This is a genomic window from Klebsiella sp. CN_Kp091 (assembly GCF_040065095.1).
Lineage (GTDB): Bacteria > Pseudomonadota > Gammaproteobacteria > Enterobacterales > Enterobacteriaceae > Klebsiella > Klebsiella aerogenes.
In genome coordinates, this window is the sequence record NZ_JBEAIO010000011.1 from 51092 (window position 1) to 75882 (window position 24791).

General features: G+C 55.1%; 26 protein-coding genes and 3 tRNA genes. 12 read left to right on the top strand and 17 right to left on the bottom strand.

Features of this window, described 5'->3' with window-relative positions:
• Window positions 1-138: 138 nt before the first annotated feature.
• On the bottom strand, window positions 139-1359 hold the full coding sequence (locus tag ABLV17_RS10945) for an amino acid deaminase (RefSeq protein WP_308958519.1): 1221 nt from the start codon (window positions 1357-1359) through the stop codon (window positions 139-141).
• A 43-nt stretch (window positions 1360-1402) separates the two neighbouring features.
• Window positions 1403-1582 carry a hypothetical protein gene (locus ABLV17_RS10950; RefSeq protein WP_087858235.1) on the bottom strand — a complete coding sequence of 60 codons (180 nt, stop codon included), beginning with the start codon at window positions 1580-1582 and terminating at the stop codon, window positions 1403-1405.
• On the opposite strand from ABLV17_RS10950, the gene ABLV17_RS10955 reads away from it, so the two are divergent.
• The 5 genes from ABLV17_RS10955 (at window position 1560) to ABLV17_RS10975 (ending at window position 6544) form a co-directional block, all read left to right on the top strand.
• On the top strand, window positions 1560-2999 hold the full coding sequence (locus ABLV17_RS10955; RefSeq protein ID WP_348854251.1) for a D-aminoacylase: 1440 nt from the start codon (window positions 1560-1562) through the stop codon (window positions 2997-2999). The genes ABLV17_RS10950 and ABLV17_RS10955 overlap by 23 nt on opposite strands.
• A gap of 10 nt (window positions 3000-3009) precedes the next feature.
• The gene (locus ABLV17_RS10960) at window positions 3010-3402 is read left to right on the top strand and encodes a RidA family protein (protein ID WP_015368415.1); all 393 of its coding nucleotides are present in this window, start codon (window positions 3010-3012) and stop codon (window positions 3400-3402) included.
• Window positions 3403-3588: 186 nt separating this feature from the next.
• The gene (locus ABLV17_RS10965; protein WP_348854252.1) at window positions 3589-5076 is read left to right on the top strand and encodes a sodium:solute symporter family protein; all 1488 of its coding nucleotides are present in this window, start codon (window positions 3589-3591) and stop codon (window positions 5074-5076) included.
• A gap of 9 nt (window positions 5077-5085) precedes the next feature.
• Complete coding sequence (locus tag ABLV17_RS10970; RefSeq protein ID WP_348854253.1) at window positions 5086-5958, top strand: 2-dehydro-3-deoxygalactonokinase; 873 nt, start codon at window positions 5086-5088, stop codon at window positions 5956-5958.
• Window positions 5945-6544 carry a 2-dehydro-3-deoxy-6-phosphogalactonate aldolase gene (locus tag ABLV17_RS10975; RefSeq protein ID WP_032713256.1) on the top strand — a complete coding sequence of 200 codons (600 nt, stop codon included), beginning with the start codon at window positions 5945-5947 and terminating at the stop codon, window positions 6542-6544. The genes ABLV17_RS10970 and ABLV17_RS10975 overlap by 14 nt, the downstream gene beginning before the upstream one ends.
• Here the strand turns inward: ABLV17_RS10975 and ABLV17_RS10980 are convergent.
• Both ABLV17_RS10980 and ABLV17_RS10985 read right to left on the bottom strand, forming a co-directional pair.
• Window positions 6541-7404: a MurR/RpiR family transcriptional regulator gene (locus tag ABLV17_RS10980; RefSeq protein WP_015368411.1), complete on the bottom strand. Its 864-nt coding sequence runs from the start codon at window positions 7402-7404 to the stop codon at window positions 6541-6543. The genes ABLV17_RS10975 and ABLV17_RS10980 overlap by 4 nt on opposite strands.
• Before the next feature lie 81 nt (window positions 7405-7485).
• The gene (locus ABLV17_RS10985) at window positions 7486-8019 is read right to left on the bottom strand and encodes a GNAT family N-acetyltransferase (protein ID WP_348854254.1); all 534 of its coding nucleotides are present in this window, start codon (window positions 8017-8019) and stop codon (window positions 7486-7488) included.
• A 32-nt stretch (window positions 8020-8051) separates the two neighbouring features.
• On the opposite strand from ABLV17_RS10985, the gene ABLV17_RS10990 reads away from it, so the two are divergent.
• Window positions 8052-8867, top strand: a complete 816-nt coding sequence (locus tag ABLV17_RS10990; protein WP_213317825.1) for a GNAT family N-acetyltransferase — start codon at window positions 8052-8054, stop codon at window positions 8865-8867.
• A gap of 27 nt (window positions 8868-8894) precedes the next feature.
• Here the strand turns inward: ABLV17_RS10990 and opgB are convergent, their stop codons facing one another.
• From opgB to ABLV17_RS11020, 6 genes are all read right to left on the bottom strand, one after another.
• Window positions 8895-11186, bottom strand: coding sequence for a phosphatidylglycerol--membrane-oligosaccharide glycerophosphotransferase (gene opgB, locus ABLV17_RS10995; RefSeq protein ID WP_213317826.1), 2292 nt, complete (start codon window positions 11184-11186; stop codon window positions 8895-8897).
• A gap of 256 nt (window positions 11187-11442) precedes the next feature.
• Window positions 11443-11934, bottom strand: a complete 492-nt coding sequence (locus ABLV17_RS11000) for a DUF2501 domain-containing protein (protein WP_015368407.1) — start codon at window positions 11932-11934, stop codon at window positions 11443-11445.
• Window positions 11935-11999: 65 nt separating this feature from the next.
• The gene (gene dnaC / locus ABLV17_RS11005) at window positions 12000-12737 is read right to left on the bottom strand and encodes a DNA replication protein DnaC (protein WP_026612409.1); all 738 of its coding nucleotides are present in this window, start codon (window positions 12735-12737) and stop codon (window positions 12000-12002) included.
• A gap of 2 nt (window positions 12738-12739) precedes the next feature.
• Window positions 12740-13279, bottom strand: a complete 540-nt coding sequence (gene dnaT / locus ABLV17_RS11010) for a primosomal protein DnaT (RefSeq protein ID WP_087858226.1) — start codon at window positions 13277-13279, stop codon at window positions 12740-12742.
• An 85-nt stretch (window positions 13280-13364) separates the two neighbouring features.
• On the bottom strand, window positions 13365-13838 hold the full coding sequence (locus ABLV17_RS11015) for a threonine/serine exporter (RefSeq protein ID WP_348854255.1): 474 nt from the start codon (window positions 13836-13838) through the stop codon (window positions 13365-13367).
• Window positions 13829-14605 (bottom strand): threonine/serine exporter ThrE family protein, encoded by a 777-nt coding sequence (locus tag ABLV17_RS11020; RefSeq protein WP_348854256.1) that lies wholly within the window; start codon window positions 14603-14605, stop codon window positions 13829-13831. Before ABLV17_RS11020 ends, ABLV17_RS11015 begins: the two co-directional genes overlap by 10 nt.
• Window positions 14606-14875: 270 nt before the next feature.
• On the opposite strand from ABLV17_RS11020, the gene pobA reads away from it, so the two are divergent.
• From pobA to bglJ, 4 genes are all read left to right on the top strand, one after another.
• Window positions 14876-16060: a 4-hydroxybenzoate 3-monooxygenase gene (gene pobA / locus ABLV17_RS11025; protein ID WP_348854257.1), complete on the top strand. Its 1185-nt coding sequence runs from the start codon at window positions 14876-14878 to the stop codon at window positions 16058-16060.
• Between the two features lie 24 nt (window positions 16061-16084).
• The gene (locus tag ABLV17_RS11030) at window positions 16085-16954 is read left to right on the top strand and encodes a helix-turn-helix domain-containing protein (RefSeq protein ID WP_348854258.1); all 870 of its coding nucleotides are present in this window, start codon (window positions 16085-16087) and stop codon (window positions 16952-16954) included.
• Window positions 16955-17213: 259 nt separating this feature from the next.
• Entirely contained in the window at window positions 17214-17936 is a 723-nt protein-coding gene (locus ABLV17_RS11035; RefSeq protein ID WP_087858222.1) for a response regulator transcription factor, read from the top strand.
• Complete coding sequence (gene bglJ / locus ABLV17_RS11040; RefSeq protein WP_228306553.1) at window positions 17897-18577, top strand: DNA-binding transcriptional activator BglJ; 681 nt, start codon at window positions 17897-17899, stop codon at window positions 18575-18577. The genes ABLV17_RS11035 and bglJ overlap by 40 nt, the downstream gene beginning before the upstream one ends.
• An 8-nt stretch (window positions 18578-18585) precedes the next feature.
• On the opposite strand, the gene ABLV17_RS11045 is transcribed toward bglJ, so the two are convergent.
• Complete coding sequence (locus tag ABLV17_RS11045) at window positions 18586-19044, bottom strand: YbaK/EbsC family protein (protein ID WP_087858220.1); 459 nt, start codon at window positions 19042-19044, stop codon at window positions 18586-18588.
• Window positions 19045-19380: 336 nt separating this feature from the next.
• Between ABLV17_RS11045 and ABLV17_RS11050 the strand changes: the two genes are divergently transcribed.
• The gene (locus ABLV17_RS11050) at window positions 19381-20724 is read left to right on the top strand and encodes a PTS sugar transporter subunit IIC (protein ID WP_213317829.1); all 1344 of its coding nucleotides are present in this window, start codon (window positions 19381-19383) and stop codon (window positions 20722-20724) included.
• A gap of 37 nt (window positions 20725-20761) precedes the next feature.
• On the opposite strand, the gene fhuF is transcribed toward ABLV17_RS11050, so the two are convergent.
• A complete protein-coding gene (fhuF, locus tag ABLV17_RS11055) occupies window positions 20762-21550 on the bottom strand; it encodes a siderophore-iron reductase FhuF (RefSeq protein ID WP_348854259.1) in 789 nt (262 codons plus the stop codon).
• A 112-nt stretch (window positions 21551-21662) separates the two neighbouring features.
• A complete protein-coding gene (locus ABLV17_RS11060; protein WP_113374549.1) occupies window positions 21663-22709 on the bottom strand; it encodes a GGDEF domain-containing protein in 1047 nt (348 codons plus the stop codon).
• Window positions 22710-22974: 265 nt separating this feature from the next.
• Here ABLV17_RS11060 and ABLV17_RS11065 point away from each other — a divergent pair, with 265 nt between their 5' ends.
• The gene (locus ABLV17_RS11065; RefSeq protein WP_123273287.1) at window positions 22975-23214 is read left to right on the top strand and encodes a DUF1435 domain-containing protein; all 240 of its coding nucleotides are present in this window, start codon (window positions 22975-22977) and stop codon (window positions 23212-23214) included.
• A gap of 21 nt (window positions 23215-23235) precedes the next feature.
• Here the strand turns inward: ABLV17_RS11065 and ABLV17_RS11070 are convergent.
• The 4 genes from ABLV17_RS11070 to rsmC all read right to left on the bottom strand — a co-directional run bounded on the left by ABLV17_RS11070 (window position 23236) and on the right by rsmC (window position 24755).
• Window positions 23236-23322 (bottom strand) — tRNA-Leu (locus ABLV17_RS11070).
• Window positions 23323-23351: 29 nt separating this feature from the next.
• Window positions 23352-23438: transfer RNA gene (locus ABLV17_RS11075), tRNA-Leu, on the bottom strand.
• 28 nt (window positions 23439-23466) lie between these two features.
• Window positions 23467-23553, bottom strand: a tRNA-Leu gene (locus ABLV17_RS11080).
• 173 nt (window positions 23554-23726) lie between these two features.
• Window positions 23727-24755 (bottom strand): 16S rRNA (guanine(1207)-N(2))-methyltransferase RsmC, encoded by a 1029-nt coding sequence (gene rsmC / locus ABLV17_RS11085; protein WP_087858215.1) that lies wholly within the window; start codon window positions 24753-24755, stop codon window positions 23727-23729.
• Window positions 24756-24791: the final 36 nt, after the last annotated feature.

The following is a 24791-nucleotide window of genomic DNA, read 5'->3' on the forward strand; positions in this document are numbered from 1 at the left end:
CGGTAAGCGGCAGCGCCACCGGGGGATTTTGAGATCACCAGCACCAGTAGTGTCAGCCAGTGTGGTGAAGAAATTAACGGCAGGTTGCACGGACCGTAGGCCGGGTAAGGCGCGAAGCGCCGCTACCCGGGATGCCTGTCAAAATAGCGTGTCGAGCTCGTCCAGCACGTTGTAGTCGTCATCGACCAGCAGCAACGTCTTCCATTTATCAAAGGTCAGACACGGGTGCGAGGTGCCGAACAGCAGAATATCGCCGACCTGCACATCGCTGCCAGGCGCCAGGCGCAGCATGCAGTGTTGATCCATGATGCCGATACTGACGATCGACTCCGCGCGCAGCGCTAACTCCTGGCCGTTACGATAATGGGCGATCGGCTGCGGCAGCCCGGCGTCGAAAGCGCAGTCGCGCTTGCCGAAATTCACCACCGCGCGATCCGCCTCCGGTACCGATTGCACCATCGCCATCAGCTCCAGCGCTGAAGTGAGATCGCCGGCGAGATCGCAGGCAATTGGATCGCGGGCGATCAGCTCTTGTTGTGCGAGATCGTAGATCCCGCGATCGTGGGTGATATAACAGCCAGGGCGGATGACGATACGGCAGCGGCGCGGTTTTGCCGCCGCCAGCCAGATGTTGCACACCACGTCATACCAGACGGTGCCCGCGCCGGTGAGAATAAATTCGCCGTCAACCAGCGGCTCCATGCGGCAGGCAAGCGCCGCGGCCTGCTGTAATAGCGCTTCCACCTGCGGCTGCGGATCGTCGCCGTGCAGCACCCCTTCATACAATTCCAGCCCGCGTAGCCGTAGCCCCGGCAGATCGCTTACCCGCTGCGCCAGCGCCAGCGCGTCATCGACGCTACGACAGCCGCAGCGCCCGCCCGGCACGCCAAGTTCAATCAGCACATCCAGCGTTTGTCCTTGGGCGGCGAAAAACGCGGAAAGGGCGCGCACGTTGGCCTCGCTATCGACGCAGCAGATAAAATCCACTGCCCGATAGTGGGCTTTTAGCTGCGCGACCACCTGCATATTGGCCTTGCCGACCAGCTGATTGACCATCAGGACGCGTTGGATGCCGCTGGCCATCGCCGCGCTGGCCTGCCAGGCGCTGCCCACGCCGATCCCCCACGCTCCCGCTCGCTGCTGCGCCTGAAATATCCATGGCGTCATTGTCGTTTTACCATGCGGCGCCAGCGACACGCCGCGGGCGTCGGCGTAACGCTGCATCCATGAAATATTGTTTTCCAGCGCCGACTTTTTTAACAGCGCGGCGGGCAGACAGACCTCTTCCGCCAGCAGATTAGCCGGCGCGGACATGAGGGCGGATTTGTGCGGGATGAGCGGTGCTGAATGGTATTTCATAACACTATCCTTTCAGGGTTTATAATCGGTTAATCGCTGAGTATCATTTATAACTATTTGATAAATATATTTTTAATATAAAAATGTTATTCGGTTTGAATAAAAGTATCACAAAATGATCTGGGTTTTGCGTAGTTTTCCACTGTTTTTTACGCTTGTAAATGGTTAACTTATCGGCATGTCGAAAGGGAGTAATTGCTATGAAAGTTGACTGGCTTTTCAAAAACGTCACGGTGATCGACGGGAGCGGCGGGCCGCAATACCGTGCCGATGTGGCGGTGAAGGGCGACCGAATAATGGCTATCGCCCCGGCGCTGGGCGTCGCGGCGGAGCAGGAAATTGATGGCCAGGGGCGGGTACTGGCGCCGGGCTTTATTGATGTGCATACCCATGATGATATCAACGTTATCCGCATGCCGGAGTACTTGCCGAAGCTCAGCCAGGGGGTGACGACGGTGATCGTCGGCAACTGCGGGATTAGCGCGGCGACCGCTACCATGCGCGGGGAAGTGCCGGACCCGATGAATCTCCTCGGCGAGCAGCAGCACTTTATCTATCCCACCGTGGAGGCTTATGCCCATGCGGTGGAAGCGGCGCGACCGTCGTTGAACGTTGGCACGCTAATCGGTCACACCGCGCTGCGTAATAACCATATGGACGATCTGTTTCGTCCGGCGAACGAGACGGAAATCGCCGGCATGCGCGTACAGCTACGCGATGCGCTGCGCCAGGGGGCGTTAGGGCTCAGTACCGGGCTGGCCTATGCCAGCGCCTTCCAGTCGACTACCGAAGAGGTGATGGCGCTGGCGGAAGAGCTGGCAGCCGGGAAGGGCGTCTATACCACCCATTTACGCTCGGAGTTTGAGCCGATTCTCGAGGCGCTGGACGAAGCCTTCCGCATCGGCCGCCACGGCAACGTGCCGGTGGTGGTTTCGCACCACAAGTGCGCCGGGGCGAAAAACTGGGGGCGTACCAAAGAGACGCTGGCGTTTTTCGATGAGATGCGCCAGCAGCAGGATATCGCCTGCGACTGTTATCCCTACTCCGCCAGCTCGTCGACGCTGGATATGAAACAGGTGACCGACGAGTTTGATATCGTGATCACCTGGTCCGAAGCGCAGCCGGAACAGGCCGGGAAAACGTTGCAGCAGATCGCCGATGAGTGGCAGGTGAGCCTGCACGACGCCGCGGCGCGGCTGATGCCGGCGGGCGCTATCTACTACAACATGGATGAGCAGGACGTACGGCGGGTGATGCGCTATCCGGTCACCATGATTGGCTCTGACGGGCTACCGAACGATCCGATGCCGCATCCGCGCCTGTGGGGCGCCTTCCCGCGGGTACTCGGCCACTATAGCCGCGACGAGCAGCTATTCCCGCTGACTACCGCGGTACACAAGATGACCGGGCTGTCGGCGGCGCGCTTCCAACTGGCGGATCGCGGGCTGGTGAAAATTGGCTACTTCGCCGACCTGGTGCTGTTTGACCCGCAGACGGTGCGCGATGTTGCTAGCTTCTCCGATCCGAAACGACCGGCGGACGGCATTGAGGCGGTGATGGTCAACGGCGTGATGAGCTACGGCAGTGATAAGAAAATTACCGGGCGGGCAGGGCGTTTCCTGCGCCGTCGGATGGACTAAGGAGTTGAATATGAGTATCAAACGTTATGGCGTAGAAGGCGGTACCGGCACCGGCGGTCAGCATCTGCCGTTCGCCCGCGCGGTGGAAGCCGGCGGCTGGCTGTACGTTTCCGGGCAGACGCCAATGAAAAATGGCGAAGTCGTAGAAGGCGGCATCGTCGAACAATCGCGGCTGGCGATCCAGAACTGCGTCGACATCATGAGCGAAGCCGGCTACGGCCTGGCGGACGTAGTGCACGTGAAAGTGATCCTCACCGACGCGCGCTATTTCCAGTCGTTCAATAAGGTATTTCGCGAGTTCTTTGGCGATAATCCGCCAGCGCGCATTTGCTGCGTGGCGGACCTGGTGGTGGATTGCAAAGTTGAAGTGGATGTGACCTGTTTTAACGCTGCGCGACAATAACGCTCGAAACCTAAAAATAAATCCCTCCCTTTCCGGGAGGGAGCATCAAAAAAGTGTGATATCGGCACCAGAGTGAATAAATAAATCGGTGCCACTGGGTTCGCTATGCCTTTTTTCAGGCATGGTTCCTGTTAACTCATAATATTCAGCGGCACGAATATTATTTATTACGTCTGGATGTGAGCCATGAATAATATGTCATTTATGATTTGGTTTTCCGTTTATGCCTGCGCGATGATTACCTTAGGTTGGTACGTTTCGCGCAAACAGAAAACCGGCGAAGACTTTTTACTTGGCGGCCGTTCGCTGCCGATGATCCTCACTCTCGGCTCGACGGTCGGCACCATGGTGGGCACCGGCTCCAGCGTCGGCGCCGTCGGCTTTGGCTACAGCAACGGCTGGGCCGGGATGCTTTACGGCCTCGGCGGCGCGGTGGGGATTCTGCTGGTGGCATGGGTATTCGCTCCGGTACGCAAACTTCGCTTCATGACCATGAGTGAAGAAATGTCGTATTACACCGGCGGCAGTAAAATAATTAAAAACCTCGTCGCGATACTTATTTTTATTGCTTCTATCGGCTGGCTGGGGGCGCATATATTAGGTGGCGGATTATATCTGGCGTGGGCCAGCGGCATTGATATTAATGTCGCAAAAATTATTATTGCGCTGGCTTTTGTGGTTTATGTCGGTATTGGCGGCTATTCCGCGGTGGTGTGGATCGATACCATTCAATCGATTGTACTGTTCGTCGGCTTTATTTTAATGGCGGTGCTGGCGGTTCATCACGTTGGCGGCTGGAGCCATATTCAGCAGGCCGTCGATCCGGCGGCGCAAAGCTTGTTCGCGGTCGATAAATTAGGCGTGTTGCCGGCGCTATCATTGGCGATGGTGATCGGCGTCGGCGTGCTGGCGACGCCTTCTTATCGCCAGCGTATTTACTCGGCGAAGACCGTCTCCTCGGTACGTCAGTCCTTCACGATTACCGGCCTGCTGTATCTGGGCTTCTCCTTCCTGCCGGCGATCATCGGTATGGCGGTATGGACCATGAACCCGCAGTTGGAAAACAGCGGCTTCGCCTTCTTATTTGCCACCCAGGTGCTGCCGCCGGTGCTGGCGATGGCGATCCTGATTGCCGGCATGTCGGCCAATATGTCTTCCGGTAGCTCTGATGCCATCGCCGCGGTGTCCATCATGCTGCGCGACCTCTACACCCTGGTGACCGGCCATATGCCCGCGCCGGAGAAAGCGATTCGCCTGTCGCGGATCTTCCTGGTTCTGGTGATTGCGCTGGCGCTGCTGTTTGCCCTGACCTCCAATGACATCATCAGCTATATCACCAAAATGATCTCGATGATTATGTCCGGCATGTTTATCTGCACCATGCTTGGCCGCTTCTGGACACGCTTTAACTGGCAGGGCGCGGTCGCCGCGCTCGCCGGCGGCGCCGGAGCATCGGTTGCGGTGCTGGTGGATAGCGACTGGCTGGCGTTCTGGGGCAACCCGTGTATTCCGGCGGTACTGACGAGCCTGGTGGCTTCGGTTGTGGTGACGTTACTGACCCCGGCCAGCAGCATGAGCCGCGAGCAGGCGCTGGAGATGATTACCCACGAACGTGAAAGCCGCCCAACGCCACCGCCGTTGCCGATTGGCAAACGTCATACCTCACGCGGGTAAGGGGTAATCATGAACGAGTATATTGCCGTCGATTGGGGCTCTACGCAGCTGCGGGCATGGCGGATGCGTGATGGCGAATGCATCGACAAGCTGAAGCTGCCCTGCGGCATCACGCGCCTGAACGGGCAGCGCCCCGAAGCGGTATTTCAGCAGCAGTTGGCGCCGTGGCGCGGCGACCCCGCGCTGCCGGTGGTGATGGCGGGGATGATCGGCAGCGATGCCGGTTGGCAACCGGTGCCATATCTGGCCTGCCCGCTGGCGCTGGAGGCGCTCAACGGTCAGTTACATGAGGTGGCGGAAAACGTGTGGATCGTGCCGGGGCTGAAAGTGGCGCAGGCTGCAGATTACGACGTGATGCGCGGTGAAGAAACGCAGCTGCTGGGCGCCTGGCAACGGATGCCCGCGGAGTGTTACGTGATGCCCGGCACCCACTGCAAATGGGTGCAGGTGCAAAACGGCGTGGTGCGCCAGTTCGCCACGGCGATGACCGGCGAACTGCATCACCTGCTGCTTAATCATTCGCTGCTCGGCCAGCAACTGCCTGTACAACAACCCGATGACGCCGCTTTCGCTCTCGGTATGGAAAAAGGGCTAAATCAGCCGGCGTTATTGTCCGGGCTTTTTAGCGCCCGCGCCGCGCGGGTGTTAGGGGCGCTGGCGGCGACTTCGGTGAGCGATTATCTCTCCGGGCTGTTGATTGGCGCGGAGGTGGCGACCTTTAGCGAGCGCTATCGCTCCAGCCGCGTGGTGCTGGTTGGTGAGCACTCGCTTAGTGCCTGTTATCAGCAAGCGATGGCGGCGCGAGGGTTGACCGTTTCCTGTTGCTCCGGCGAGGCGGCGTTTCTTTCGGGTATAGCGAGGATGATTGATGGACAAGGTTAAACTGGTGGCGATTTTACGCGGTATTCAGCCCGGTGAAGCGGCGGAGCATATCGCCGCGCTTATCGATGCAGGTTTTCGCTATATTGAAATTCCGCTTAACTCGCCGGACTGGCAACAGAGTATTCCGGCGATGGTGCGCCAGTTTGGCGAACGGTCGGTGATTGGCGCGGGGACGGTGCTGAAGGTTGAGCAGGTTGATTTTCTGGCTGAAGCCGGGGCGAAGCTTATCGTGACGCCCAATACGGCCCCGGCGGTGATCCGCCGCGCGGTAGAAAAGGGGATGCTGGTGTGCGCCGGCTGTGCCACGGCCTCCGAGGCGTTTAGCGCGCTGGATGCCGGGGCGCAATGGCTGAAAATCTTTCCGTCATCGGCATTCGGCCCGGACTATATCCGCGCGCTGAAAGCGGTGTTGCCGCCGGAGGTGCCGGTGCTGGCGGTCGGCGGCGTGACGCCGGAAAACCTGCACAGCTGGCGTCAGGCGGGCTGCGCGGGGGCGGGGTTAGGCAGCGATCTCTACCGCGCCGGGCAGCCGTTGGCGCGTACCCGCCAGCAGGCGCAACGCTTTATCGCCGCCTGCGGCGATTAATCGCCGAGCGGCAGTCGGTCGACGCCGTCGCGGTGGTCGTCGAGCGCCAGCTTAATGCGGCGCAGACGGTCTTTCGCCTGCGGTTTATTGGCCATCGCCAGTTCGGTGGCCAGCACATCTACCATCGCCAACATCGCATAGCGTGAAGCGCTGGGCTTGAAAATATAGTCGTTTTCGCTCACCAGCAGCGGTAGCACGATATCGGCCTGCGCCGCCAGTGGCGTTTCCGGCGGGGTAATGGCGACAATTTTCGCCCCATATTGCCGGGCGATGGCGGCGCTTTCAATCATCTCTTTGGTATAGCCGCCGAGCGACAGCACAATCACCACATCTTTCGCCGTCACCGCCGAACTCATCATGCGTACCAGAAGGCCGTCGCTCTGGCTGACTACCGGCAACCCGAGGCGGAACAGGCGATACTGGATCTCCTGCGCGCAGATGGTCGAACCGCCGCCCATACCCAGCGCAAGCACCTGACGGGCGTCGCTAATCCATTCCACCGCGCGTTTCAGCGCCGCAAGATCCAGCGCCCGGCGGTTGGTTTCCAGCACGCTGATGATTGATTCATAAATTCCCTGTACGCCTTCCAGATCCGGTACGTCGAGAATAAAGCGCTGACCAATGGCCAGCGACTGGGCGAGCTTCATTTTCAGTTCGCGCACGTCTTTGCAGCCCAGCGCACGCGCAAAGCGCGTCACCGATGCCTGGCTGGTGTCGGTCAGGCGCGCCAGTTCGGCAATCGGCATTTCCGCCGCGGCGGCGACGTCGTCGAGAATAAACTGCGCAATGCGCTTTTCGGTCGCGGTCAGCGCCATAAAGCGGTCGGTGATGCAGGAGATGATATCGATCGAGTAGGCCATTCCGGGTATCAGGTTATGTATTGGGAATGGTACTTTGTACCATATGCCGGTGACAAAATCAGCGCGGCGCCTCTCGCGGCGTTAAAAATCAAGGCGCATCGCACAGCGGGTTTCCGCCGTCAGGCCATGCTCCGTTTCCAGCGTGCGTTTCGCCGCCAGCCCTTCGGGTAGGCGCAGTTCATTGAGGATGGTGAAGCCCAGCCGGGTATAAAAGGGCGCGTTCCACGGCACCTCGCGAAAGGTGGTGAGCGTCACCGCCGGGAAGCCGTCGCGGCGGGCGTTGTCGATAGTTTGGCTAAGCAGGGCGCGGCCAATACCCTGGCCCTGCCACTGCTGGTGGACGGAGATTTCTACAATAAACAGGGCATCGTCCAGCGGCTCGCTCAGCAGGAAACCAACGGGCCTGTTGTCAGCAAGCGCCAGCAGGCTATGGCCGGTTTCCAGGTATTGCCGGTGCTGTTCAACGCTCATTACCGGGCTTTCCGCCAGCCAGGCGAAAGCGGGAATGCGCGCAAAGGATTGTGCCGCCGAACGCTCCAGCGCGGGCAGCAGCGGCAGATCGCCTTCTTCGGTCAGGCGAAAAGTGAAAGTGGGGTTTATAGTGTTAGTTTTCATCGCCTCAGCATAGCAGCCTCAGGGAGAAATGCATGGAGTTCACCGCCGTACCTGCCGTCCAGTTTAGCGGCGCGCAGTTGACTACGATTTTGAATGACTGCTTTGCCGATTATCTGGTGCCGGTATCGATGTCGGTAGATCTGTTTGTACAGCGCTTTAGCGCCGAAGGGTTAAACCTGTTGCAGTCTAAGGTGTGGCTGGCAGGAGATGAACCGGCGGCTATCGGGCTCATCGCCCGCCGCGGGCGCGATGCGCGACTGGCGGCTTTTGCTATTCATCCCGGATTTCGCGGCAAAGGACGAGGGCGACAATTGATGACCTCGCTTATCGCCGATTTACGGGTTCAGGGCGTACAGCGAATGTGGCTGGAGGTAATCCGCGATAACCACCGGGCGGTGGCGCTGTATCAGTCATTGGGCTTTGCGGTGCGTCACGGGCTGTGCGGCTATCTCAGCGAGACGCAAGCGGAGCCGCGTGAGTCTCCCCTGGAGGATTACGATTTGCTGAGTCTGCTGCGTCATGCAAGCCTGGAGCAGGAAGGGCAACTGCCGTGGCTGCTGGATCCACTGACCTTTATTACCTTGCCATGTCGGGCGTTGACGCTGCAGCAGCAGGCCTTCGCCGTGCTGGCAACCACTGCCAGCAAGCCGCAGCTGCAGTTTTTATGGCTGACGCCGGCGGCGCGCGGACGCGGGCTGGGGCGGGAAATGCTGATCGCGCTGGCTCAACAGTTTCCGGGATTAAGCACTTCGGTGACCATCCCGGAAACCTTCACGCCGCTGTTTAAATCGGCGGGTTATGCGCCGCTGGCGCTGCAGCAGTACGAGATGTGCCTGCGCTTGAACTAGCCCGGCGCAGACGCCGGGCCGTAGGTGTTAACCTTCGCGACCGACGATTTTAATATCCACCATGCCAATGCCCAACTGGCGCGGCGCGTGGCCGACAATATTGCCTTCGTTGGTGGACTGCGGCTCCGGCGGAGTGATAGTTAAGGTGTTGCTGCGCGCCGGATTGTCGAAATGCAGCGTCGTCGTAGTCACTTCATTGGCTAAAGTAAGTACTTGCTCACTTTTCCCGACGCGCACCGGTATTGGCTGGTTGGCGTTCGGGCCGAAGGCCTTGGCGGTGATCACCAGATCGAATTTTTCCGGCAGCGGTTCTTTATATTCAATCTTCACTTCGTCACCGAGCTGGGCGTTGGACCAGCGTCCCCACAGCTCAGGCCGCGAGATGCCGCTGAACTGTTTGACCTCCTCCGGCGCGCCGGCGACATTAAACACAAAGCTATCGGCTTTATAGCGAATATCGTTATCGACAATTTTCAACGTATCGACGTTGCCTTTGTAGCGCTCCATATCGATAACGGTATCTTTGAAGGCGGTTTTGCCCTGCCATTGCGGCTTGTCGACGTGCTGTACCTGCTGTTCGCCGCCCAGCTGACCTTGCGAGACGCACCAGTCGGTGGACAGCGCCAGTTCCGGCCGCCACAGTTGGCCCATCTTGTAGCAGCGGTCGACCCATACGAAATTGTCGCGTGGGGCGAAGTCCGCCAACTGGAAGCGCAGCGGCGCGGAATACTCGCTTTCCGGAATCGGCTCGACGCGCTGATCCGAGACCCGTAGCAGCAGCGGCAGACGGAAATGGCTACCGGAGAATGAGATCATGTTCTTCTGCGAGTCGATGCTGAAGCTCTTAATCTCCTTCGGGAAATTCCACAGACGAATGACGTCCGGTTTCCATGCCAGCACTTTCTCTTTCATGTTCATGAAGATAGTGGAGAGCGATTCTGCGGAAAGGCTGCTGCGGCCAAGGCCGATATAGTTATCGCCGCCGAGAATATCCAGCACCGTCGCGCCGTTATCCATGGTATTACGCTTCACGGCCAGCACATCCTGCTGAGGCTGGTCGCCGCGCAGGATAAAGAACAGATTACTGCGATCCTGTTTGTTCAGATAATCCCAGGCGCTGTTTTTCATCGCCAGATGATCGGACGAGACCACGATGACCGTATTTTTGAAGTACGGCGAGGCCTTAATCTTTTCAATTAGCGCGGCGATGTGCTCCTGGCTACAGGCCACGGCGCTGAAGGAGAGATTCTTTTTGCCATCCATGTCATAGCGTTTACGCTCGCAGGTGCGCGAAATAAAGCCGTCAGGATGGTGGGTATCGACGGTGAGGGCGAACAGCGAAAAGCGTTTGCCGGATTGGGAGAGCTCTTCGAACTTTTTCCACGTTTCGTCGAGCACGGTGTCGTCGTAGAAGCCCCAGTCGTTGCGGTAGGACGGGTCGGCCACCGTCGTTTTCAGCTCTTCCGCACCGTACAGGTGATCGAAACCGTGGGATTTGAGGAAAACGTCTTTACCGGCGAAGCGCAGGTTGGCGCCCTGTACAAAGTAGTTTTCGTAACCGGAATTTTTCAGGATATCGCCGAGACAGATATTTTGCGGGAAGAAGCTGGATACCGCCGCGGAAGCGTTGCCTTCGAACGGCGCGAACAGCGGAATACCACACTGGGAAGCGACCATACCGGCGATGGTGTAATCGGTGCCGGGAAGCTGCGCGGTATTGCTGAAATCCAGTCCTTCGCTTTTGATTTTACCCAGTTCCGGCGTGAGCTCCGGGAAAGCCTCGTTATTGAAATAGGTGCGCTCCAGGCTCTCGCCGTAGATATAGACCAGATTCAGCTGCGGATTGTTGATGCTTTTCGACGGCTCTTTGTAGTAAGCCGTGAAGTCCGGATCGCCGTCGCGGGACTGCGATTTCACGAGTTCGGTGATTTGGCGGAACGCCGGGCTGGCGTCGACGGAGGCCAGCGCCAGTACCAGCGCTATCAGGCTGTAGCCAAAGTGATGCGGATGGTGGCGGCGACGGCGTAATATCCAACCGAGGGCGCCAAACACGGCGACCAGCGCCAGCACCAGACCGATACCCGGCAGAATATATTTACTGACGCCCGCGCCGGTCAGGCTGTTGGTCAGGGTATAGAGTACCGCGTCGTTAATACCGTCGCCGGTGAAGTAGTCGCTGGCGTAGAGGGTGATATTGAGCACAACAAACAGCCCCAGCACCGCAAGAGTGGCAGAGAACCACCAGGTATTGCGACCGGCTTTCCAGGCATAGATCACCACCGAGGCGAGAAACAAGGCGATGGATAACAACTCTGACACAGCTAACCCTCATGTGCGCCAGCGGCGGGCTGGCCGGATAGATCGATTTTCACGCTACACTGTAATGGCAGCGTCTTTCTGCTGCAATTGTAGTGTCATGAAAGTGTGCTGTGATTCAGAATTGGTTTAGAAAGCGTCTTTTTTGTACGATGTCTCATCCTGTCGTCACGGGGAAAACAGGAGCAGAAAAGTAAAAATAGCGATTGCGGCCGCGCTGGCGACGCTAAAGCGCCAAACGCGGCATCGGCGGGGAAATTTAAGACAGGAAGTTAACGCCCTGTTTCAGTACCAGGTCACAGGCTTTGGTCTTCACTTTTTCAGCCAGCGGGCTGCTGCCCAGGGTGTTGAGATTCAACTGCTGGCCGTTATTACTGCTCAGCAATCCCTGTAGCCCTTCCAGATAACCGGTATCCTGTTTCTGTTTCTCCGGCGTGCTCAGGCCAAGCTTATCCAGTACCTGGTTTTTCACGTTGTCGGCGTTGGTGACCGAGGTCAGTTTTTTTTGCGCGCAATAAGAGAGAACGCCGGCGGCATTGTTCATGCTGCTGGAGGTGAGCGCCTGGTTGCCGCCGTTGAGCAGGCTGGTTAAGGACGACATCGACATACCGCCGCCGCTTTGCTGGGAACTGCTGCTGAGCTGGCTGGCGGCGCTATTGAGTGAGTCCTGCCAGGAGGCGGCGTAGGTGGGGGCCGCCATCAACGCGCCGGCTGCGATAGCGGCGCAAAAAGCTGTCTGCAAAGATTTCATAAACGTACTCTTCGTCGTTACTTAAGAATCTCTTCAGTATAACGCCGCTTGAGCTCGGAAATCTCTCAATACTCTTTACCGGTAACGCGATCGCGGTAGCTATCCCAGGTGAAGTTTACCCACAGGCTATTACCAAGGCGCATGCGATCCATGACGCGTTCGCCGAGCAGTTTGTTCATTTCATCCATGGTACTGTTGGTCAGCATGCCGGTCGGGCGTTTCGAGGAGGAGCGACGATCGACAATCTGGTTGATGATCACTTTCTCGTAGCGCGATTCGGTTTGCATACCGATTTCGTCGATAACCAGCAGATCGACCCGGCTCAGATCGCTTAGCAATTGCTCTTCGCTGGTTTCCCGATTACCAAAGGTATCTTTCATCGCCGACATAATATCGGCGACGGTGATGATTAATACCGATTTACCGCGCAGCAGCAGCTCGTTGCAGATAGCGGCGGCAAGATGATTTTTACCGGTGCCCGGCTTGCCGGAGAAGATAAAGCTCGCAATATTGCCGTCAAACTCTTCAACGTACTGGCGGGCGCGGGATAGGGCTATCATCTGCCCGTCGTTTTCGACCCGGTAATTATCAAATGAACAGTTCTGATGTAATGGACGGATCCCGGAGCGATTAAAGGTGCGCTGCATTTTCATCGCCCGATTTTCCCGCTCCAGCGCCTCTGAACGCAGCTTACCTTGCTCTTTTTGCCAGGCCAACAGCTCTTCGCCGGTTTTAAACGCCGGTTGCACGTGGGCTGGCATCATTTTTTGCAGGCGCTTCATGAGATCGCCAACGTTTTTCATGCTCATCCTCGGAAACCTCGCGGGATCTGGTTATCGGGTTCGCTAATGGTGTTCACATCGCGCTTCGGCTGCCCGCCGTTGCTGGCGCGGCCGATTTGCACGCTACGCGCCAGCTTTTGCTGCCACTGCACGTGGTGGAAAACTTTGCCTTCCGCCTGCCAGTAGGCGACAAAGGCAGCCAGTTCTTCAGGGGTGACCGGCTGCGTCAGGGCGATGCCCCACAGCGCCGCCAGACGCTGAAAATCGGTATCCGGCTGCCAGCCGGCATACATGGCGAATTTCCCCATCGGCACGGCGACGGGCGCGGCGCTCGGCTCGTCAAAGAACTGCGCATCCAGCGCGATATCGCTGGTGGGGCGCGCCAGTTTCGCTTCCAGTTCCAGCAACTGCGCCAGGCGCTCCGGCGTCAGCGCGTAAAACGCCGGGGCGTTATTGGCAAACACGGCGACGGCGCCGCTGGCTGATTTTTGCAGCCTGGCCGCGTGGTTCTCGACGAAATCGTCAAGACCGCAAAAGTCGGTGGTTAAAATTCGTGAAGACATAACGCTATCTCAACTCTGAACAGCAAAGAGTGGGGGAATTGCTGACATAGTAGCATAGTGCGAGGCCAGGAAGCAGCGCTGCCGGTTATACGCGCGGGCGTTTGCGATAGAGCCACAAACCGGGAATAGATAGCCCGATAGAGAGCGCCCCGACGATGGAGGAGGCTTTTAAAAAGTTGCTCAACAGCATAATCATCATCTCTTCGGAGTAACCAAAATGGCTGATTTTGACGGCCGAGATCATCGCCGTATAAGCCGAAATCCCAGGGAACATCGGGATCACTGCGGCGACGGTAAATATCTTCGGGTGCGCCAGATACCAGCGCGACCATTGAATGCCGATACTGCCAACCAGTAACGCGGCGAGAAAGGTGGCCCATTCTATATTGAAGCCTGCGCTCATCATTATCATCCGCGAGCCGTGGCCGATAGCCCCCAGTAATGCGCACCAGCGCAGCGCGCGCTGTGGAACGTTGAAGACCATCGCAAAGCCGACGGCAGGGATGGCCGCCAGCGCCATATCCTGCGCCAGGTCGAAAAGATAAGAGATTATGCCCATCCGCGTAGCCCCCACACTGTCATTGCCATCACCACCCCAATACAGGTCGCCAGCGTCAGCAGGCTGGCGATCGCCCAGCGGGCCAGCCCGGTATTAATATGGCCCTTGAACATATCGGCCACGGCGTTAATTAACGGAAAGCCGGGAACCAGCAACAGCACGCTGGCGGCCATGGCGATAGTCGGCGTGTCGCTAAAGGCCGGCAGACGCAGCATCAGCCCGGAAATCGTGGTAGCGACGAAGGCGGTAATGCAGAAATTAATCTGCGGATGCATGGAACGGTGGGTCAGCAGCTGGCGAATATACATGGCGACGGTGCTGGCAAAGAAGGTAACCACCGCGCCATCCCAGCCGCCGTTGTTCAATTTACAAAAGCAGGCGCAGGAGAGGCCAACCATCATTACTAGCAGCCAACGCGGATAGCGCAAGGGTTTGATCTGCGAAAAGCGCTTCTCGACATCTTTGTAATCCAACAGCTTATGTTCGGCCATGATCACGATATGCTGTACCTCCGTCACCACGTGCATGTTAATTCCGCGATCGCTGTTTTTGCGGGTGGAAGTCAGGCATTCACCATTTTTAATCGTGGTGAGCACAATTGCGTTAGAGGAGATGGCGCTCTCAACGCTATCCATACCTAACGCTCGCCCGAGGCGGGTAGAAAGCTCCTCAACCAGCGCGCTTTCCGCACCGTGCTGGAGTAAGTAAAGGGCACACTGGATGCACAACCGAGTGACGGCGCGCTGCTCTGATTTATCTGCCTGCATAAGTACCTGCTGTCCGCGTCTCTATTAATACTTGTACCTGAACTCCACCCCGTTGTGCGGCGTGCCGGATCAAACAATGTGCAAAAATTGCTCCATCAATGGCGTTGGCTGAAATTTGAACCGCGCCACACTTTCACCACTTCGTTGGAAAGTGCAATTTTTACCGCCGTTCATCCCTTCTTTTTCCCGTTTGAGTTATCAAAAATGCATCTGTGAACTTTTGATAAACAAAAAACAAACAAATAATTAACTTTCGAGAGCGAGTACCCTATGAGAACACAGGTTGCCATTATTGGCGCGGGCCCTTCGGGGCTGCTGTTAGGTCAACTGCTGCATAACGCTGGTATTCATACCGTCATCCTTGAACGTCAGAGTGCGGAATATGTGCTGGGGCGCATCCGCGCGGGGATACTTGAAAACGGTACCGTCGAACTACTGCGTGAAGCGGGAGTGGCGAAGCGCATGGACGCGGAAGGGCTGGTTCATCATGGCGTGGAGTTTTTATTTGAAGGCCAGCGGGTACCGGTACCGCTCAGCGAGTTGACCGGCGGTAAAAGCGTGATGGTTTACGGTCAGACTGAAGTCACCCGTGACCTGATGGCGGCAAGACGCGACAGCGGCGCGGCGATTATCTATGGCGTTAGCGAGGTGGCAATCGAGGATGTTAAGAGCGACCGGCCGGTGGTCTCCTACGTGAGCGGCGGCGAAAAGTGTCGACTGGAGTGTGACTTTATTGCCGGTTGCGATGGTTTCCACGGCGTTTCGCGGCAAAGTATTCCACGTGACATTCTCAAAGAGTATGAAAGCGTGTGGCCGTTTGGTTGGTTAGGTTTGCTGGCGGATACGCCGCCGGTGAATCCGGAGCTGATTTACGCTCATCACGAACGCGGATTTGTATTGTGTAGTCAGCGCTCACTCACCCGCAGCCGCTATTACCTGCAGGTGCCGCTAAGCGATAGCGTCTCGGCGTGGTCTGATGAACGCTTCTGGGATGAGCTAAAACGCCGCCTGCCGGAGGATCTGGCAAATAAGTTAGTAACTGGTCACTCACTTGAGAAGAGCATTGCGCCGCTGCGCAGTTATGTCGTTGAGCCGATGCAGTACGGCAGACTGTTTCTGGTCGGCGACGCCGCGCATATCGTGCCGCCAACCGGCGCAAAGGGGCTGAATCTGGCGGCGTCGGATGTCAATTATTTATGGCGGATCCTGCGCGAATATTATCACCATGGCCGCGCGGATCTTATTGCCAGCTATTCGCGCTTTGCTCTCGACCGCGTGTGGAAAGGAGAAAGATTCAGCTGGTTTATGACTCGCCTGTTGCACGACTTTCCTGAACAGAATGAATTCGATAAAAAAATGCAGGCCGCCGACCGCTGCTACTATCTGGGTTCTCGAGCCGGGCTAACCACCATTGCCGAAAATTATGTGGGGCTGCCGATGGAGCGCGTCACGTAACGACAAACGAAAACTGGAGAGACCATGTTAACCGCGAACACGATTCCCGTTTTTACCCTGTATGGCGAAGAGCGCGGTTGGCCGACGCCGGATCTGCTGCATTGCGAATCCATTTTGCAGCGCAGCAGCCTTTATGAGTGGCATATCCGCGTACATCAACATGCCGAAATGGTGCAGCTTTTATATCTGCATAAGGGGCGCGCTGAAATTGAAATCGAAGGCGTCACCAGGGTGATGACCGAAGCCTGTATTCAGGTCGTACCGGCATTATGCATCCATGGCTTTCGTTTCTCGCCCGGCACGCAAGGGTTTGTCCTGTCGCTGTCGCAGCCGTTGCTGAGCCGCTTTGAAAGCCAGTTTGGGCGCACGCTTGATGTGCTATCGCAGCCGCAGTGCGTGGCGGTGAAACGCTCCCGCGGCCATATTCGTTCGTTGTTTACCGCCTTACGTGAAGAATATTGCGAAGAGCATGATGCGCGCGAAATGATGCTCCATTCGCTGCTGGGAGCGCTATTAGTATGGTTAAATCGACAGTGCCGGCCGACACCCGTGACAGAAGACAAAGCCGAACGTAAGCGCAGCGTCATGCGCCATTTTTCCCGTCTGATTGAAAGCCACTACCGGGAACATCTGCCGCTGGCTGAATATGCAAAGCTAGTGGGGCTTTCCGCAACGCATTTAAATTATTTGTGTCGTGAATTTCATGGCTGCAGCGCATTAGGCGTATTACATCAACGTTTAATGTTGGAAGCGCGGCGTAACCTGCAATATACCAGCATGACTATCACCCAACTTTCTGATTATTTGGGGTTTACTGATGCTGCTTATTTTTCGAGATTCTTTCGACGATATAGTGGGCTCTCACCGAAAGCATTTAGGAAAGAAATTAAATAAATTATTTATTTAATTCTTAAGGTAATTTTTCTAATGAGGCTTTTAATTTTTTCTAATTTATTGATGGCATCATTTTGTGTTAGGGTAAATCGTTGGTGAGAGTAATACAAAAATATCCCTCACGGTTATGGAATTAACTTCAGGGCATACGTCATGCCCACCAGGGACGATAAAGATTCAATTGGCGAAATAATATTATAGTAGCCATTCATCCGTTATTTATTTCGGGTGTGAATCTTTGACAGGAGGTGGAGGTTTTATGTTGCCAGGACAAGGTAAATTTGGCGTCATCATTAGTAGAATACCGGTTATGCAATCGGGTTTGAAGGCTATTTTAAGGGAGCATCTCCCTGATTACGATCTGAGTTTCTGTGGTTCACAGGATGAACTCACGCTGCTTCAGCTTCGCCGCGCCGTGCTGGTTCTCGTCGACCTCTCCGGTCACATTGAACGCCCGCGAGATATTTGTGAGCATTATTATTCGTTAATGAATCAATACCGGGATATTCACTGGATCTTTATGGTTGGTCACTCCTGCTTCCCACTGGCAGTTGAGTTTCTGATGCGGCCGGAAAGTTCTCTGATTTCTGATAGCGAGCCGGTCAAACGTTTCATTGAGGTTATCCGAGCAGGTAAAGCTTCTGCCGAAAGAATTAGCCAGACACTCTTTTCACCCGAGATGGACAACTTAGGTGATGATGCTAGCGATACGGTCATCTTAACCTTTTCAGAACGCAAAGTGTTGCGGCTACTGGCAAAAGGGTGGGGAATTAACCAGATTGCTGCCTTGTTGAAAAAAAGCAATAAAACGATAAGCGCGCAGAAAAATAGCGCCATGCGCCGACTTTCGTTACGCAGTAATGCAGAAATGTATGCCTGGATCAATAGCGCTCAAGGAATGAAGGAACTGAATCTGTATTCAGCCTATGGAGATAACACGGAATGGAAAAAAATCTCACAACACGATGTGTCGCTATCGTAGAAAAATGCGCAATGACTGAGATGGCGCTTCGTTATATTTTAGATAATGAAGCAGGTAAAAAATATAGCATTCATTTTTATAAAGATACTCAGGCCTTAAAGCGTGAATTCGCTTCCAAAAACTTTATCGCCGTTATTTTTTCCCTTTCCGGTAGCCGACGTATTCGTCTGGAAAGCCTGCTTTTTTTACATGAAATAGCGCAAACGCGACCCGAAATACAGCGAATTGTACTGGCGGATAATACGGCGGAAATGCGTCTGATCAGTCATCTGACACCTTCAAGCCCGCAAACTATTCTGAATAAATCATCTTGCCTTACTCGTCTGCAGGAACGTTTACTGCAGCTGATCGAGCAGGCGCCATTGGATAAAGAAAGCATTCTGGAGCGCAGCTACAGCTCCTGTGGGCAAATTCTTAGCCCGACGGAGCATACGATACTGCGTTATATGACCTATGGCTATTCATTGCCCGAAATTGCCACCCAGCTTGATAGAAATATCAAAACCATTCGCGCACATAAATTTAACGCGATGACCAAACTGGGCGTTAACTCTGATATTGGCCTGCTTAGTGCGGCGGACATTCTGCTGTGTCTGCCGGCGAATAACGACGATGGGCCAGGAATGTGCCTGGCGCAATAACCGGCAAGTTACAGGCAGACGTCCACCCAATCGGCTTCTGTCAGTTGTGCCATGCGCTCAGGCGAAATTCGTACCGCGCTATGAATGGCACCTGCTGCCGGTAGAACCTCGGCATACTGCTTGAGTGAAACATCACAATAGACCGGCAGAGGGTTTTCCAGGCCAAACGGACAGACGCCGCCGACGGGGTGGCCGGTTAGCGTAACGACTTCATCACTGCTGAGCATCCGCGCTTTTGCCCCGAAGGCGTCTTTCAGCTTCTTATTATCAAGGCGAGCATCGCCTTTAGCGACGATCAATATAACCCGTTCTTTTACCTTTAAGGATAAAGTCTTAGCGATTTGCCCCGGCTCGACACGATGCGCGGCGGCGGCAAGCGCAACGGTCGCCGTACTTTGATTCAACTCGATGATTTCAATATCGGGGGCATGCTCAGCAAAAAACTGCCTCACGGACTGCAGACTCATGGGGTTCTCCTGGTAGTTATCCGCTTAAATCTGTCACAAGGCCGGAAATCTGTAAATATTGTCGATGGATAATCAGGAATTATTCTGATTTCTGGATCTTCTTCACAATCGCCGCAACCGGTTACTGTAACCGGTTGCAGGATCGCGCTCGTCGATGAATACTGACATGGTAACTCCCTGTACCAAAGATAACTAACAGCCGCGCATGAGATCCTCCTGCTGGCATTATGGCAACCGTCAGTCCCGGTCAGCCACAATCCGTCTGCAGTTAATTTCAGCATAGCGGCAAGATTACCGTTGTTGGTCCTGTTTCGATAGCCTGTCAGGAGGGCTGCTATGTCTGCAAACCATGCTGCGTTTAATCTGATATTTCGCTTTGTAGAGAACTATATAAGTCCCGTTGCCGGGCGCATTTCATCGCAGCGCCACGTCATGGCTATTCGTGACGGATTTATCTCGGCCATGCCGTTTATGATTGTAGGCTCCTTTCTCTTGGTCTTCGCCTATCCGCCGTTTTCACCGGATACCACCTGGGGCTTCGCCCGCGCATGGCTGGATTTGGCCAAAGAGTTCGAAGGACGCATTCTGACGCCTTTTGATATGACCATGGGCATCATGTCTATTTATATCTGCGCGGCGATTTCCTACAACCTGGGCAAACATTATGAAAAGGCGTACCAGCTCGATCCTTTCATGTGCGCCATGCTGTCGATCATGGCCTTTCTACTGATCGCTGCGCCAAAAACCAATGGCACTCTGCCGGTTGATAGCCTGGGAGGTACCGGGATCTTTACCGCGATCCTGGTGGCGATTTACTGTGTTGAGATGATGCGTTTCTTAAGGGCGCACAACATCGGGATCCGCCTACCGGATCAAGTGCCGCCGATGATCAAAAACTCTTTCGATCTGTTGATCCCGGTTCTGGTGGTGGTACTGACGCTCTATCCTCTGAGCTTGTTTATCCAGCATCATTTCGACCTGCTGATCCCGCAGGCCATTATGGCTATCTTTAAGCCGCTGGTATCCGCCGCGGATTCATTACCGGCTATTCTGCTGGCAGTGTTGATTGGCCACCTGCTGTGGTTCGCAGGGATTCACGGGGCGGCGATTGTTTCCGGTATGCTGCAGATGTTCTGGCTCACTAATCTGGGGATGAACCAGCAGGCTCTGGCGCAGGGCGCGCCGCTGCCGCATATTTTCATGGAAGCGTTCTGGACGTTCTTTATTGTCGTAGGCGGTTCTGGCGCCACGATGGGCTTGGTGTTCTGTTATCTACGCAGTCGTTCTGCGCATTTGCGCTCTATCGGCCGTTTAAGCGTGGTGCCAAGCCTGTTTAACATTAACGAGCCGGTTATCTTTGGTACGCCTATCGTCATGAACCCGGTATTCTTTATTCCGTTCCTGCTGGCGCCGATGGTTAACGCGGTGATTGCCTGGGCGGCCATGAAATTGGATCTGATAGGCCGAGTTATCTCGGTCGTACCGTGGACGGCGCCGGCGCCGATTGGCGGCGCATGGGCTCTGGGATGGGATTTCCGCGCGGCGATCCTGGTCGTTATTCTTGCCTGCGTATCGGCAATCATCTACTTCCCGTTCTTTAAGGTGTACGAAAAGCAACTGCTGGCGCAGGAAGCTGAAGAGGCGCAGCGCGCCGAGCAGGAGAACGAGCAGACCGCATAAAATAACAACGGGCGGCATATTGCCGCCCGTCAGATGATTACTTTAACGTGCAGTCGCCGCATTGCTGAACGTCCGGCAGGCGATAACGTTGACAGCAAGTTCGTCGTACCAGTAGCCCTTCGCGAACGACTACCGTCCGCCACAGCGGATTATCCTCGCCACTGGCCTGCTGTTTTGCAAAAAAACAGTGTTGACGTAGCGCGTTAACCTGCTCGTCGCCAAGCAGATTTTTCATTTCACCGAGATACCAGTTAATCAAATAGCCGGTATTGCTCCAGATAAGCTTACCGTTAATGTCGCCGGTAGCTTCCAGCGCTTCCACCACCGGCTTCAGGGCTTTATTGACCAACATATCCATACGCGCTTGCGCGGAAAGCATTAGCGCATCATGGTCGGCATGCACGTCAATCCAGAAGCAAGCCGCGCGCCCGCTTTCATGGAACTCAACGCGAAAATGCTCCGGTTCAAGGCTAATAGCTTGTTCTTCTGTTAGTAACGCCAGCATCAGCGGCGGTACCAGCAGGCCGATATACCACTGCGCCCAGAGTGACAGCAGGGGTTTTTGTTCACGCGGCTGGCCGGGCTGATGGCGATAAATATGATCGGAATAGGTGGCCAACAACGAAATGAGGGTGGTGGGTTGCGACCATTCCGCGAGGGTTAGGGCACGCGGCGGCGCTTCTTCATCCAGACGCAGGAAATCCAGCAGATGCGGGCGTACCGCCGCGATCTTTTCCCGTATCGCATTCGCCAAAGCGTGCTCGACGGGCGCAAGCGGCGCACGCCAAATAATATCATCGCTGAAGGAGAAGGTACGGTAAGCCATCAGATTTCCAGATACAAATCTAAATGATAATGATTGCTGATACTAGTTGTTCACCGCAGGGAGCGCAAGCGATTTGTCAGCGCCGCGTATCCCTTGCGGCGGGCTGGAAGCGTTAGTTGACGAGAATGATATTACGCCCCTGATTTTTGGCTTCATATAGCGCGCTATCGGCGCGTTTTATCGCACTGTCGATATCGCCATCCACCAGTGGGGTCATACCTATACTGATGGTGACATTGGTAGCGACGCTCTCGTTAAAACGATGCGCGATTTTTAAATCGTAAACCCGCTGGCGAATGCGTTCTGCCGTCTGGAAGGCGGTTTCCGCCGTGCTACTGGTTAGCACGACCATGAACTCTTCACCGCCAAAGCGAGCGACGATATCGCGTGAGCGCACGGAATTACGAATCGCCGCCGATACCTGGATTAACGCCTGGTCGCCCATCATATGGCCATAGTTATCGTTGTAGGCTTTGAAATGGTCAATATCCAACAGCAGGATGAAATGTTCACGCGAATCCACTGCCAGGATGTTATCCATCCGGTTTTGCAAGCCGCGACGGTTATAAAGACCGGTCAAAGGATCAAGCATACTGAGATCGTTCAGGGTGTTACGCTCTTGCAGCAATTTATCCATTAGCCCTTGGGTAAAATTATCGCTGCGCTTTTGCATAATGTTTTGCAACGTAATCCCGGCAACAGGCAGGACAAAGCAGTAAAACATCCGCAGCCATTGTTCACCGCCAGCCAGCGCCAGACACACCATAAAAGTCGGTAGAGAATGTAGAGTAAAGGCGATGATATTGTTAGAAAAAGCGATAGTTCCAATAAACAGGATGCTTAATAAGGCAATAACCAGAAAGTTAAAATGCGGAGGGGGTAACAATGAGGATTTTATTACGATGTGCCAGGCCCATAGCACGCCAAATAACAGAGAAATAACAGGAATATTTATTTTCTGTTTTGGGAATTTCCAATTCCATAACAATAAGCCCAGGCTGGCCGCACAGATCAGCGCACTCGGCAATGTGACGGTGACAATGGTAAACAGCGGGCTGAACAGCGCCAGAGCAGCAGAAACACAATTAAGTAATAAAAAAAGTCGTAAGGAATACTGATATTTTTGCTCATAATGAGCCCGCCAGGTTTGTGCAGTCATATAGGTACTATCATTATTAGTAGTTAAGTTTCAAGATGATGGCTGCCAAAGGGGGAAAATATAAAACAATGCATAATATAAGGATATCTGCGCAAATGATCAGACAATTTAATATATAGATTTAATTTGCTTAATTTATCATCCCAATGAATGTATGTCATTACCCCTGAGTGCAAGAGTAATAAAAGTTGAACGCCCTGAGATGACAAATGATAAAAATTATCATATGATATTGGTTATCATTATCGTTGTAAGAGGCAAAACCATGTTGCAGCGAGCTTTAGGGAGTGGTTGGGGAATTCTGCTGCCGGGCGTTCTGGTGATGGTGTTAGGCATGATTGGTCTGCCGGTGGAAGCCTGGCGCGTGATGATTGCTTTGGGGTTATTACTATCGGCGGCTATGATCTGGCACCGTCAGTTGCGTCATTTCGTACTGTTGCCGTCAAGCGTAGCGTTGGTTAGTGGAATAATGCTGATAATGTTGAATTTGAAGCTGATGGGATAAAACAGAGAAGGGTAAGAATATTGGTGCGAGGGGGGGGACTTGAACCCCCACGTCCGTAAGGACACTAACACCTGAAGCTAGCGCGTCTACCAATTCCGCCACCTTCGCACAGTATTCTTAATCTGATATCGCCTCGTTGGTGCGAGGGGGGGGACTTGAACCCCCACGTCCGTAAGAACACTAACACCTGAAGCTAGCGCGTCTACCAATTCCGCCACCTTCGCACAGTGCGAGCGATATCAACGTGGATTATGGTGCGAGGGGGGGGACTTGAACCCCCACGTCCGTAAGGACACTAACACCTGAAGCTAGCGCGTCTACCAATTCCGCCACCTTCGCATACCATCGACACTATAAAAAGTATCGTTACCACGGAGGCGCATTCTAGTGGTTTTCGGCGACACGTCAATAGTTAATTATGCAGGTTTTATCGATTGCTGCAAAAATCGGCTATTCAGAGCGGAGGGAAGTACCGGCGGCGCATTGGGAGCGCCGCCGGCAAGGAACAATGATTATTTCTTCGCCTGGCGAGTCATCACCGTGCGGTAAACTTTGAAACGGCCGGTTTGGGCGATCACTTCGTGGAAGCCAAACGTCTCATCCAGGACCTGCGGATACGGCAGGAAGGCGTTGGCGACGATACGCAGCTCGCCGCCGCTGTTCAGATGGCGGACCGCGCCGCGGATCAGCGCCTGCGCCGCTTCCAGGCTGGTTTGCAGGCCGTCGTGGAATGGCGGATTTGAGATGATCATGTCAAAACGGCCGCTGACCTCAGAGAAGACGTTGCTGGCAAAGACCTCGCCTTCAAAACCATTCGCGGCAAGCGTCGCGCGGCTGGCTTCAACCGCCGGAGCGCTGACGTCGCATAGCGTCAGGCGTACCTTCGGCGAATGGCTGGCCAGTACCGCGGCCAGCACCCCAGCGCCGCAGCCGACATCAAGCACTTTACCTTTGGTATGCGGTTGCAGGGTTGACAGCAGCAGTTGGCTGCCAACATCAAGGCCGTCGCGGCTGAACACGCCCGGCAGCGTTTTAATGGTCAGGTTATCAAGCGCGTACTCGTTCCAGTACTGTTCGGCGTTGAAGGAGGGCTGTTTTTCCAGACGGCCGTGGTAGAGACCGCAGCGGCGGGCGCTATCCACTTTATTCAGCGGCGCGTATTCGGCGAGCATTTGCTCGGCGCTACGTACGCCGCTGCGGTTTTCGCCGATCACGAAAATATCGATCCCCACCGGCAGCAAAGAGAGCAGGTTCATCAGTTGGAACTGCGCTTCCGGCTTGTTCTTCGGCCAGTAGTAGATCAGGGTGTCGCAATCGGCGACGTCGGCGGCCTCGGCCACTAAGCTAAAGCGAACGTTGTCGCCCATCTGGCGATTCAGGACCTGCCAGTGGTGGAATTGTTGGGTGTGAGCGCGGCTGGCCGCGGTATCCAGACGTGCAGGCAGATCATCCTGCAGGTCACCGGCAAACAGAACGCGGGCGGACTCGAAATCATCACTGTGGCGCAGCAAGACTTCACTTGCCGGGGTAAAAGCTGACATGAAACACTCCTTCAATAAGACTGGCGCCGATTATAG